Origin of the sequence: Rubidibacter lacunae KORDI 51-2, from assembly GCF_000473895.1 — a bacterium.
Classification (GTDB): Bacteria; Cyanobacteriota; Cyanobacteriia; order Cyanobacteriales; family Rubidibacteraceae; genus Rubidibacter; species Rubidibacter lacunae.
In genome coordinates, this window is sequence record NZ_ASSJ01000049.1 from 38,212 (window position 1) to 50,726 (window position 12,515).

The following is a 12,515-nucleotide window of genomic DNA, read 5'->3' on the forward strand; positions in this document are numbered from 1 at the left end:
GACGAGAAGGTCGGCGATCCCTGGAAGACCCGCAAGCGCTCCGTCCCGCGCGGCAAGTTATCCCAGGTGCGTCAGGCGATCGCGCGCGGTCAGCCCATCGCCGCAGTCCTGCCGTTGCTTTGAGTAATTGACGTTCGCAACCGAAGCAATTCTAAGAAAAGGTAATTCGAGATGACTGAAAAGCTCTGGAAATCGACGAGAGAGGCTACTGAGGACCTCGATATCTCCCGTTGGACTCTCGCAAGGATGCGGTCGGATGGGACACTCCAGATTGGCACTCACTATCGGATCAAGAGCCGCTCGGGGGCAGCTCGACCGTCTTATCAGTGGAACGTCATAGCAATTACTCGGGTTCTCAACAAGCCGCTGGAGTACCGATAGCTTCAGTTTCGGCGGGCAACTCTGGAGCCATGGGACGATCTGCTCGTTGCAGTATTAACGAGAAGACCAGTCGTTGATGCCGGTCGTTGTACCAGTGCCCGTAGTGCGTGTGGTGAATTTGTACTGAATGTCCCATTTGGTAAGCCGCCGAGCCGGTATCAATTCCAAACTTTGCAGCACGTCCAGCCCAAGCATGGCGGAGGTCATAGGGCTTGAACGGGACGCCAGCCCTTCGAAAATATTGACCGACTGCTCTGCCGATATCCTTCGAGTTATTGGTGGGGAGCTTGACCTCGAAAAGCCCCCACTCCTGCCACCATTCTGGATACAGGGGCATCACACCTTCTCTATATCCGGTCTTTCCAGCCAGCACGGAGATAATCCCCGGCTCGTTTTTGATGGCTTCCGTATCGAAGAGCCAGACTTCGGACGGTCTCAACCCATAGGCTGCAATGATTCCATATACCCAACCCCACTGTGGATTTCGCGTACTGAGTTTGAGAAACCACTCCGCAATAGTCCGATCATCGGGTAGGTCACGGGGGTTGATCCGGCGAGTCGACTTCTTACCGCGATACTTGCTCGTATCAAACGGCAGATCGGCAAACTTCGCTAGGGCGCCGAGTGCAACACAGAAGCGGTCTCTAAGCCTCGTCCCTGGTTCTGTCGCAAGTACAGCTCTTTCCAAACGGGCAACGGTCAGCTCTTCATGCGGCGGAAGCTCGCGGAATACTCTCAAATAATCCTTACACCAGGTTTGATGGGTCGTTTCTGTGAGTTGGCGAGTAGAGAAATAGTGCTCTCGAAAGCACTGCACCAGCTTCTCTGTTTCGGGAATCGTCTCTACCGGTTTGGATTTCCCGTACGACTCCCAGGAGAACGAGCCCAGATCGAGCTGGGCAGAAATCTCCCGCGCTTTGGCCTCAGCGACCTTTACCCCTGCCGGGTTCGCATGTACGCCAAGGAAAATCCTCTGCTGGTGGGGCTCTTTCCTGTCCGAGCCTGGTTTAGGCGGCAGAGTCGATCGCAGAAGCAAGCGATTCTTGCGCATCTCGATCCGAACGCCGATGCTCGATGCCTTAAGGCGCCCATTGGCCTGCGCAACTCGGTCCCTCATGGTGACAACCGCCTCACCCTCTACTAGTCACCATTCTAGTCACTAAAACGCACATGAACGGAAAAGCTACTGATATATCGCAATCATAGACTATGAAGCAGGGACTCATAAGCCTCGTGTCGGGTGTTCAAATCACCCCTGAGCCATCCTCAAAACTACGCCGGAATCTCCCGACACAAATGGGTTCCGGCGTTTTGGCGTTTGGAACTCGTTTGAGCTGCAGGTGCCATTGAGGCCGGATGGGGTAGGGAAACCCAGTCAAAATTTAGTCCAATGGACAAACTATGCACCAACCTCACTTGTACGCATGTGCCCTTTACGTACGATCGGCACCAGAGACTGACGCACAACAGGCAGAGCTTGCTAACTCGACCCAGCACAGTAAACTAGTTCATATGTACCATTAACTTTAGAGGCTGTTTGAAAAGGGTCCAGCTGAGTATCAGACTACCTTGAGCTACCCCTAGAAAGGCCTTGAAAGTTCTGTTCCCTCGTCGTGAGTCATGTGCCTATTTTCGCGAAACTCTACTTTTCAAATAACCTCTTAAGTTGACAATTCCCTACGGTGCAGTCATCTCAGAAGTTTTTTCATTCAATTAGACATCATTTGTCAGTTTCAGCCACCTGGCTGAGGAAGTCAAGGTCAAACCCTGAACGGATACTGAAATCAAAACGATAAAGAAGACCAAATTAAAAATGACTCTAGAATCGTCCAAGCCCGCAGAGATGGGAGCGATCGCCAAGATAATCGGTACGGCTCCCCGCAGCCCTACCCAAGACACGAAGGTTTTTTCTTGCCAGCTATACCTTGCCAACGCCAAGCCAATAAATACACTCAATGGACGTGCTATAAACATCAGAAACAAGGCGATCGCTATGGCAACTGGTGCGACCCCTAGTAGTTGTGAGGGGAACACTAAAAGCCCTAGAACTAAAAACATGCTGATTTGCATTATCCAGGCATTCCCTTCCATAAAACTAGCAATCTCCTCCTTGAAGGGATATCGTTGGTTGCCAAGGACTACACCTGCCACGTAAATTGCTAGAAAGCCATTGCCTTGTAGCAAAGTAGCAATTCCATAAATTAATAAAACGCGCCCTACAGTTAGAACGGGGTACAGTTCTTTTGTGTCGAAGGAAAAGCGATTGGTCGTCCAACTCATCAGAAGTCCGATGCCATAACCCACAAGTGTTGCCACACCCAGTCGTAAGAGTAATGTCACCATTATCGTCATCAGTCCGGTAGAGGAAGGGTCTGAGGCGGCCAAGACTTTTACTAACGTATCCGTAAGTAAAACTGCCATTGGATCGTTACTGCCAGATTCAAGTTCTAGTAATGGTTTAAGGTGACCCTTAAGACCCGATCTGTCTGACTTGAGAATTGAAAAGACGGCGGCAGCATCAGTTGAAGAAACGATCGCGCCCAATAGTAACCCTTCTAACCAACTAATTCCATCTAGCCCAAAATCAAACGAAGAGAACGATCCCAAAACGGCCCAAGCAAATGTCCCCAGTATGAGTGTGGTGAGTGCAACGCCAAGTGTTGAGAGAACCAACCCTACGCCCAAAACTGGCTGAATGGTACGCCATTGTGTTTCCATCCCGCCATTAAACAAGATGAACATCAGCGCAATATCGCCGATTGTTTTGGCTAACTGGTAGTTGTCGAAGTAAATTCCCCCAATTCCTTCAGAGCCTGCCAGCATCCCAATTAGCAGGAATATAAGCAGTCCAGGAACCCCAAACCTAGTTGATAGCTTGCTGGCAGCAACACTCAAAATCAGTAGCAAGCCAGCAGCAAAGCAGAATAACTCCAGGGATGGCATGGGTGTCAACTCTATTGAAACAGTATTACTTTCCAAAGAACTACTGCAAGGGCACAGGATTGTCAACTCCTGTGTCAGTGCGCGCTCATCCGGGGATCGAGTTGCAATTTACGGACTGTTTCCTGGGAAACCCAAGCTACTGAATCCATATTAGGTGGTACTACCCTGCTACTACTGGGGCGAATCGACTGAAAAAAGATGCTCCTAGCAGCGCGAGTTTTTGCCTCACATGGCATGAGTCTCTTAAAAACCTTGCCTGGGAGCAAACATCGTCTAGGTTGTACCCAACTACGACTCTCCGAGCTAGCCTCCCTCAGGCGACACTCTAGATAGGTTGGGAGCTGGTTCGGGGGGGGCGAATCTGTGGCAACATCGATCCCTAGCCTTGAGCAAGCGTCACGATGGCAGCACCAGCAAAACCGCTATCGGCTGGAGTTTGAAATTTAGACTACTCGCTATACCTCCGCTACAGTGTAAGTTTTGTCAGTCAACCAGGCTTGGGGATTCTCATTGCCATCCAATGCTCTGGCAAGCCAGCTTGTCAGGGACGATCCAACAATACAAACCCTGACTGACACAAGTGCATCTAACCACGCAAGCGTGTGGCAAGATTGCATGGGTTTCAGGAAATGTGCGAGTCATTCAGACATAAACCTCCAGCCGATCGTCGGGACGATGTAACTGGCTATTTTTAGCGCGCGCTTAGTGAGTTCTGTATTTTAAGCCCAACGCTTAGATGGTTTTCCGCTTCGGATCCTGAAGCCTGGGATGCCAGCAGAAGTAGGGCGGTTCAAACCGATTAGCTGCTGTATCATCGTCGTGCAAGAGACTTATCTGCAGGGAAACCTCGCCGGTTGGGCAGGTTTGGTAGGTTTTTTTAGGACGCTACCCGATAGCTAGAGGAACGGAAAGATGAATAGGAAGGCGATCGCGCCGCCGACAAAAAAAGTGGTTCCGACTAACCCGCTCTCGGTTGTGAAGTGGGGAGTGAGTCTCCTGGCGACTAATCCTTACAATCGCCTGCTCTTGGCACTGATCGTGTTTATCGTGACGCACCCGATGACCAGCGACAGCACCAGTTTGCTGTTTTTCAATGCCATCACGATACTAATCGTCGCATTGTCCATCAACAGCGGGCGTCTCAAACGGCGTGGAGCAGTTTTCTATGCGCTCCTGGCGATCGGTGCGTTTATCGGTCAAATAATGCTGGGCGATCCAACAACTCCCGATATCGATGGTGGGACAGTCGCACTGACAGTAGGCTTGCTAGTCAATGCAACTTTTCTTGCAGTCTCAGTCATCTCTTTCACCCGTTACATCTTTACCGAGACACGTGTTTCGGCAGACACGATCAAAGGCGGGCTTTGCGGATATATCCTGCTCGGACTCACGTGGGCTCTGATTTATCAGACATTTGCGCTCTGGAATCCAGACGCCTTCTTAATGTCGTGTACGGACTGTAAACTTAACGTGATGTACTTCAGCTTCACTACCCTCACGACCCTGGGCTATGGTGACATCTCTCCAGTCGATCCGACAGTGCAGGTGCTGGCAAGCCTCCAGGCGATCGTCGGAATCATGTATCCGTCAATCTTCATCTCGCGGTTGGTTGGACTGTACTCAAAATCCGATGCTTAGCAGGTAGCTCGCTCTTTCTGCTTGCGATCGCGTCGATCCAAAACGCGATCGCGCTGTGCCAACGCGGAAGTAGCCCTTGCAAGCACTCGCGCTTAAACTGAGGGCAGACCGCACACACCTCGGTAATCGAAGCAATTTATGACAGGCGCGATCGCTCCCAAACAGCACGAGCACGTCATTCTTCATGGTGTGTGTTGGAGCACCTATGAAGCTTTGGTCCGCGACCTAGAATCCGAGCCAGCGAAGCGCCTCACTTACAACCAAGGAATTCTAGAAATAATGGTCCCCCTGCCGCCCCACGAGCAGTACAAGAAGCGCATTGGGCGTTTAGTTGAAGCGGCGACGGAAGAATTAGGAATCGAGCTTGCCAGCTTGGGTCAGGTGACTTGGAAACGACAAGATTTAGAAAAAGGTCTAGAGCCAGACCGATGCTATTACATTCAGAACGAACCGAGCGTACGGGATCGATCGGACATCGATCCGAATCGAGACCTACCCCCCGATCTCGCGATCGAAATCGATCACACAAGCAGCTCCCTCGACCGTCTTGTTATTTATGCAGCTCTGGGCATCCCGGAAGTGTGGCGGTACGACGGAGAAAAATTGACGATCTATCACCTTTTTAAGGGTGCATACAATCCTCAAGAAGCTTCCGTTGCCCTGCCGATACTCAGTGCTGAAGATGTCCTGCGGTTCCTGCAGGCAAGACAGCGGTCGGGTGAAAATGCTTGGCTCCGCGAGTTTCGGCAGTGGATGCGCGCGCAGCTTAGCTAAGTCCTTCCCAGGGCCAGGAGGCGATCGCATCTCAAAAGGACTCCTGCAGGAATTTGTACCGTACTTTCTAACTGCACGGGGCATGGAGGATAGACCTGAGTTTAGAGATTTTTTGACACGATGAGGGAAGCGGTCTGGTCGGGTAGGAAAGGTGCATCATAACGACGAAGGCTGTGGTGGGGGAGAAGGTTTGGTAAAAATTTTATTTCCCACATTAATCCGACTGTGTCGAAGCCAAGAAAATCATAGCTACCTGCCTGCCTAGTAAAGTCTCGCTGTACCCTCGACGTGCGTCACCCCTGGCGAGCCTTCACCGCGATCGCCCAACTGAGAGAACCTACTTTGATGCGAGACCATCTCCGTCCGGAATCGCTTGCACTGCGCCACTGGCGGTGGATCCCGATCGCTGCTGCGATTGCGATTGACATAGCGATCGCCACTTTGGGCGCGACGGCGATCGCTCAGGTCGCTCCCGACACCGTCGTCCAACCCGAAACATTTGCAAGGCTCGACATTGAAGCGATCGCGAGCAAGCGGAACGGGTTTGGGCTGTTCAATATCTTTGTCATCTTCCTGGTTACTCTCGGTCCGGTCAAGATTCTCGCCCCCTTTGCACAACTTACTGCTAAAGCAAGTCGGCAACTTCGCTTTCAGCTCGCGCTACGAAGCTCAATACTGTCTGCAAGCATTATTTTCTTTGTTGCAGTCATCGGGCAGAAAATTGCAAGTATTTGGAAACTCCGGCTTGGAGCAACGGCAATTGCATCCGGACTTATCCTCACAACCGGGGTACTCAAAATCATCAACAACCCGCCTCAACCCCCTCAATTTCCCGAGCGACCTTCGTTGGAGCTTGTCGTTCGCCCGCTAACTTTTTCGTTAATCCTGACGCCATCCGGGATCGCGATCGTCTTGGTGGTTATATTATTTTCCCACTACACCCAGCACGATCCTATGGCAATTCTAGGATTGCTAGCGATTGTTCTGACTCTCGACTTTTGCGCTATGCTCGCCGCGCGCTACATACTCGCGATCGTGCCGCTAGTTCTATTTTCTGTATTGAGCTACACGCTCAGTGTTTTCCAACTTGCTCTCGGAGTTAGCCTGATTTTGCTGGGCATTGAAGTTGAAGTACGCGTACTGCAACCGATCTGGAATAGCTCGCCGTGACGGCGCTAAATTTAAGGGTTTCCTACTGCCTTCATACTCGCTCAAGGCAAGTTCTACGTTCATTATTGCCCGGCACCTATATTTGGAAGCGACCGATATTTGGAAGAAACCGATCGACAAGCCACCTTGCTGATAGCCCAACAGTATTGGAGAATACCGAAATAATCTAAGGTGGCTGGGACTCCATGCTAATATAACCGTGTCGATCGACCAGATGCGATTGAACTAACGATTGCCCTTTAGTGCTGGGACAGTTTTCTGTTAGCTGGATGCCAGCGATCGACTCAAGTCTCACTCATATTTTCAATAAACTTGTTTATTTTGTACGACTTATTTTTCCAGCGTTTGAGGTTAGTGCCAGCCTTTATTACCGCCGGCTTTATTTACGAACGGTGTTTATATCCATTAACTCTATATAGGTGACTGCACCAATTTCAGGCAATAAATCCTCTGGCTCCACAGTACGAGGTTAATACAACCGCCAGGATGGCATGACTGCGCAATCCATCCTTTCTGTAAATGTAAGTGCAAGCCTGTTGACGGCGATCCAGATTCGAAATAGCTACATTTGGCATTCCACCTGAAGCGAAAACCAATGGAACACAATCCTCTACTAACAATCCAGATCGATATTTTAGTTCTACTAGCCATCGCGTGCTTGGCAGCAGTCGCCTTGAATCGCTTCCGCTTTCCTTACACTGCGGGTCTGGTCGTTATCGGCATTGCCCTAGGCTGGCTAGCACGCAACGTCGCGCTGTTTGAAGTGTTTGGCACGTTGTCTTTGTCCCACGATCTAATTTTGTTTGTCTTCGTCCCTCCACTCATCTTTGAGTCGGCATTGAATTTGGATAGTCGCCTGTTGATTAGGAATCTCGTGCCTATTTTGACGTTGGCAGCACCAGGACTCCTAATCGCAACTGCAATTACGGGTACTATCCTCAGTTGGGGGACGCCGCTGACGTTGCTGCAAGCCATGTTATTCGGCAGTTTGATCTCGGCAACAGATCCAGTTGCAGTGATTGCTCTTTTCAAGGAGTTAGGCGCTCCCAAGCGGCTAGCCGTTTTGGTAGAAGGTGAAAGCCTGTTTAACGACGCAACTGCGATCGTCACTTTCAATATCATTTTAGGAATTATCGCCGTTGGGGAACTGAGCGCGACAACGCTCCAGGATGGGGCGATCGATTTTGCGATTTCATTCGTTGGCGGGATCGTCGTTGGCGCAACGTTTTCTTACTTGGCGCGCATTTCCTTCTCGTGGGTTGAGGAGAACCCGCTCGTGCTAGCCACCCTCTCTGCCGTATTAGCATACGGATCCTTTCTCTTGGCAGAAGAAGTGTTCCACGTGTCTGGGGTTATTTCTGTCGTGAGTGCTGGCATCGTATTGGGGTGGTATAAGACAACTTCAATTCAGTCCGAAGTTCGAGAATTCCTAGGAGAGTTTTGGGAGTATGGAGCGTTCCTCGCCAATAGCTTGATCTTCCTGCTCGTAGGTTTGACAGTCTCCAAGTTTGAGCTTTTCTTCCAACTCAGCCAAGCAAACTTCCTTTTTTCCTCTCTGGGGCTAACACTGGTTGCAATCCTAGTTGCTCGGGCGATCGTTGTATTTGGACTGACGAATTTAGTCAATCTCTTCCAGCCGGCACCAATCTCGCTGCCCTATCAAATGATTAGTTTCTGGGGAGGATTGCGAGGTGCTGTTTGTTTGGCTTTAGCTCTGAGTCTTGAAGCAGAGTTCCCCAATCGGGATTTAATCGTTCTGCTTACGCTTGGGGTTGCATTTTTTACAATCATGATTCCGGGAACGACTGTGGGACCTTTGATCCGCTCTTTCAAGCTCGATCGCCCCTCAGAAGTCGATCTCATCCGGCAAGCGATCGCTAGCGTATCTGCTCGGCAAACAGCCTTTGAAGAGACTCGCAAGGCGATCGCCGAATCCGCGTTTGTCAAGGCCGACATCGCAACCCAATTCGAGCAGAGTTACCGGCAGGAGATCGAACAATCCGAGCAATCTTTGCTAGCATTACGTTCCCAACTTCCCTCTGAATCCGGCCCTGAAATCACTTGGCTAGAAGCTTTAAATCTCGAACAAACTGTTTATCGAAATTTGCGCGATCTCGGTATCATCTCCCCTGCAGTATTTGACTACTTCCTCTTGAGAATCAACCTCAAACGAGACTCGGTTTTGGTGGGGACAACCCCTCCTATCGCTCCACTAATAACGCCCCTCGAGCGGCGTTGGCAACAGCTATGGTTCGCAATTGGCAAGAGGTTAGCCGCCGATAGCAGTTGGGTTGCGAAACTAAACTCGCGGCTCATTTTGGATGAATACGAATACTGGGTGATGCGAGGCTATGCCGCCAAGGAAGTTAGCAGTCGGTTCTCGGAATTCGTGGTGTCCATCGGCATTGAAGGTTCGAATATGGCAAATTGCCTGGAAACCTATGCAGACACTCGTAAGACAGCCCTGAAAGCAGCCGAGTCAATCGCCAGGGAACATCCCGAGCTCGTCGCTAACTATCAGTTGCAACTCGCATCACGAGTGGCTTCTTTAGCGGAACGGGGAGCGATTGAGGCATTTGCTAAACAGGGTGCCATTAGTCAGGCAATAGCGGAACAACTTCTAGAGCAGCCCAGCTAGTCTTATTTGAAGCTCAGATATCCGAGGTTTACCCACGCTCAATGCACTCTCAATGCAGTACTTGGTGGAGGTTGGAGGGATTTACTTTATCCTCGAACTGGATCGGTTCTATCTCCACGCAATCCATCTTCAGTACTTGAGGAGGAGCATCAAACCTCGCTCCGATCTCCTTCTATTCTCATCAAGTAGTCCTAACCGATTCGAACGGAGATCCGTCCTTTCAGCTACTCTCTACCCGTGGGAACTAAAGAGTTTGATACTAACTCTTGGAAGTGCAGCGAATAATGGTAGCTCTGGATCCTTTGCTGCTAGGCTTTGTTTATCTTCTCTGTCGTAGGTATGGTGCGACTTGGCAACACAAATGAGTCAAAACGTCAGCGTTGTCTCCGCGCTCGATTCCTAGCCACTTAGGTTGTAATGAAGATTCTTCCAGAATCAAATTCTGCCATTCGAAGTCTTGAGATACTCCATCAACTGCATTCTTCATCACTACTTCTTAAATGGCTGACCCCAACGCTGCCAGTTTTCTTTGTTGAAAGGCGATCGCCACTTGCGAATCAGAGCACTCTCCAGTCGCCGTCGGGCTCTTACATCGCTCGGCACGTTCCAGTAGAACGCGATCGCGATCGCCACCTCTAACTCGTACTGGCGGTGCAACTCGATGTAGCACGCAATATAATTTTTGCAGTCGTGTACGTGTTTCCAGCGCTGATTGGAATGCTGGGTTTCGCCCACATACAAGAGCAACGACGGCTCAGCGCGATCGATTGCGAAGTAGAGGCAAGGATGGCCGCCGCGATCGCCCGGTAGCCGATAAAACAGCGACGGGTACAAGTACAGCGCAAATGGGTCGATCGCCTCGGGATCGACACTGACTGCAGCGACGCTCGCGCAGGTTATTTGTCGGACGGGCACCTCGCAGCGGGCCCGACGCTGGTGGTTGACGATCCGCTGCTTCCACTGGAGCAGGAACGCCGCGCTCATTTGCGGTAAGGACTCTAACCGGTAGGGCGTCGAGGGCTCAGCAGCAAACAGACCGAGTTGGTGTGGAGCGCTTGGAGGTAATGGCTCGGGCGATCGCGTCACGGTAATTTCTCGCACTATACCGACATTATCGCATGCCCAACACGGATAGATAGCGCTACCGAGCAAACATGAAGACGCAATCGCACTACAGATAGCGTTTACGCTCTATTCCCACTCGATCGTGCCCGGCGGCTTCGAGGTAATGTCGTACACCACGCGATTGACGCCGCGGACTTCGTTGACAATGCGATTGGAAATTGCCTCGAGTAGGTCGTAGGGCACCCGCGACCAATCGGCCGTCATGCCGTCCTCACTAGAAATTAAGCGCAACACGATCGGATAGGCATAGGTGCGACGATCGCCCATCACACCGACCGTTCGCACCGGCAATAAGACAGCAAATGCCTGCCAGAAATCGTCGTAGCTACCCCGGCGGCGGATTTCTTCCCGGACGATATGGTCGGCTTCGCGCAAGATTGCCAGGCGCTCTTGGGTAACTTCGCCGATAATGCGAATGGCTAAGCCCGGACCGGGGAATGGATGCCGGCGGACGATGTCTTCGGGCAAGCCGAGCAGGCGCGCAACGTTGCGAACCTCGTCCTTGAACAGCTTGCGGAGCGGCTCGACGAGCTTAAAGCGCAAGTTTTCAGGGAGTCCGCCGACATTGTGGTGGCTCTTGATTTTGACTGCAACGCGTTCGCCGGTTTTGGGGTCGACGTTCGTGTTCGCCGATTCGATCACGTCGGGATAGAGCGTGCCCTGAGCCAGGTAGTCGAACGGTCCGAGGCGCTGGGACTCGGTTTCAAAGACATTGATAAATTCGTGGCCAATGCGACGGCGTTTTTCTTCGGGATCGGTCACGCCATCAATTTGCGCGAAGAAGCGATCCACCGCATCCACGTACTCGACGTTGATATGGAACCGATCGCGGAAGATCTCGAGCAAGCGCTCTGGCTCGAGTTTGCGCATGAAGCCTTGGTCGATGAACATGCAGGTCAGGCGATCGCCAATGGCCTCGTGCAATAGAAACGCCAGCGTCGAGGAATCGACGCCGCCGGAGAGCGCCAACAGCACGCGCTTGTCGCCGACCTGAGCGCGGACTTCGCGGATAGCGTCGTTGATAAATGCTTCGGCAGTCCAAGTCGGCTCGCACTGGCAGATTTTATAAACGAAGTTGCGAATCAGCGCCGCGCCGCCGATAGAATGCACGACCTCGGGATGGAACTGCACGCCGTAGAATCGTCGCCGGGTATTGGCGATCGCGGCGCAGGGCGTGTTTTCCGTGTGCGCCAATACCTCAAAGCCTTCGGGAAGTTGCACGCAGGAGTCACCGTGGCTCATCCACATCGTCGCCCCATCCACGACGCCGTCGAAGAGATCGCCCGCGCAATTGAGGAATAACGACGCCTTGCCGTATTCAGCGCGCGTCGCTCGCTCGACCGTCCCGCCGAGCTGTTGCACCATCACCTGCATTCCGTAGCAAATACCGATAATCGGAATGCCGAGCTGCCAGATTTCTGGATCGGTGTGGGGAGCGCCTTCGTCATAAACGGAGTTGGGTCCGCCGGACAGGATGATGCCGCGCGGGGCCAGCTGGCGCAACTGCTCGGCCGTGGTGCGATAGGACAGCACCTCGGAGTAGACTTGCGTTTCGCGAATGCGGCGTGCAATCAGCTCGGAGTATTGCGAGCCGAAATCGAGAATAACGATCGTCTGGCGATCGAGCATCGGGGTGACTACCGAGGTGGCAGCGGCGGACGCAACAGGAGCAGGCGAGGTTGGAGTCATCACGGCGCGGAAAATGAGGGGTCCGATCCGAGGTTGTCAGGAGCGATTCGAGCGTTCCGTTGGAATTAAGATGCCAACACGACCCTTGGCGAAGTTGTGCCGCGCGTTCGTGACGAAAAATTTTAATAACCCTAGATCGTCGATAGCATCCCTAACA

General features: G+C 51.9%; 8 protein-coding genes. 4 read left to right on the forward strand and 4 right to left on the reverse strand.

All coding sequences use genetic code 11. From position 1 onward, the window contains the following. Window positions 1-355 precede the first annotated feature (355 nt). Window positions 356-1,432, reverse strand: a complete 1,077-nt coding sequence (locus tag KR51_RS08690) for a site-specific integrase (RefSeq protein WP_156915048.1) — start codon at window positions 1,430-1,432, stop codon at window positions 356-358. Window positions 1,433-2,094: 662 nt separating this feature from the next. Further along, window positions 2,095-3,324, reverse strand: coding sequence for a potassium/proton antiporter (locus tag KR51_RS08695; RefSeq protein WP_022606884.1), 1,230 nt, complete (start codon window positions 3,322-3,324; stop codon window positions 2,095-2,097). 912 nt (window positions 3,325-4,236) lie between these two features. Here KR51_RS08695 and KR51_RS17490 point away from each other — a divergent pair. From KR51_RS17490 to KR51_RS17495, 4 genes are all read left to right on the forward strand, one after another. Beyond that, a complete protein-coding gene (locus KR51_RS17490) occupies window positions 4,237-4,962 on the forward strand; it encodes a potassium channel family protein (protein ID WP_022606886.1) in 726 nt (241 codons plus the stop codon). 138 nt (window positions 4,963-5,100) lie between these two features. Beyond that, a complete protein-coding gene (locus KR51_RS08705) occupies window positions 5,101-5,736 on the forward strand; it encodes a Uma2 family endonuclease (RefSeq protein WP_022606888.1) in 636 nt (211 codons plus the stop codon). A gap of 345 nt (window positions 5,737-6,081) precedes the next feature. Beyond that, the gene (locus KR51_RS08710; protein WP_022606890.1) at window positions 6,082-6,906 is read left to right on the forward strand and encodes a MarC family protein; all 825 of its coding nucleotides are present in this window, start codon (window positions 6,082-6,084) and stop codon (window positions 6,904-6,906) included. Between the two features lie 595 nt (window positions 6,907-7,501). Continuing rightward, complete coding sequence (locus KR51_RS17495) at window positions 7,502-9,544, forward strand: cation:proton antiporter (RefSeq protein WP_022606892.1); 2,043 nt, start codon at window positions 7,502-7,504, stop codon at window positions 9,542-9,544. 489 nt (window positions 9,545-10,033) lie between these two features. Here the strand turns inward: KR51_RS17495 and KR51_RS08720 are convergent, their stop codons facing one another. Then, window positions 10,034-10,645, reverse strand: coding sequence for a hypothetical protein (locus tag KR51_RS08720; protein WP_198016737.1), 612 nt, complete (start codon window positions 10,643-10,645; stop codon window positions 10,034-10,036). A gap of 90 nt (window positions 10,646-10,735) precedes the next feature. Further along, a complete protein-coding gene (gene guaA, locus KR51_RS08725; protein WP_022606897.1) occupies window positions 10,736-12,298 on the reverse strand; it encodes a glutamine-hydrolyzing GMP synthase in 1,563 nt (520 codons plus the stop codon). Window positions 12,299-12,515 lie beyond the last annotated feature (217 nt).

Coding starts and splice junctions, on each gene's coding strand:
- KR51_RS08710 (WP_022606890.1), top strand. CDS start 6,082: ATGCGAGACCATCTCCGTCCGGAATCGCTTGCACTGCGCCACTGGCGG.
- KR51_RS08695 (WP_022606884.1), bottom strand. CDS start 3,324: ATGCCATCCCTGGAGTTATTCTGCTTTGCTGCTGGCTTGCTACTGATT.
- KR51_RS17495 (WP_022606892.1), top strand. CDS start 7,502: ATGGAACACAATCCTCTACTAACAATCCAGATCGATATTTTAGTTCTA.
- guaA (WP_022606897.1), bottom strand. CDS start 12,298: ATGCTCGATCGCCAGACGATCGTTATTCTCGATTTCGGCTCGCAATAC.
- KR51_RS17490 (WP_022606886.1), top strand. CDS start 4,237: ATGAATAGGAAGGCGATCGCGCCGCCGACAAAAAAAGTGGTTCCGACT.
- KR51_RS08690 (WP_156915048.1), bottom strand. CDS start 1,432: ATGCGCAAGAATCGCTTGCTTCTGCGATCGACTCTGCCGCCTAAACCA.
- KR51_RS08705 (WP_022606888.1), top strand. CDS start 5,101: ATGACAGGCGCGATCGCTCCCAAACAGCACGAGCACGTCATTCTTCAT.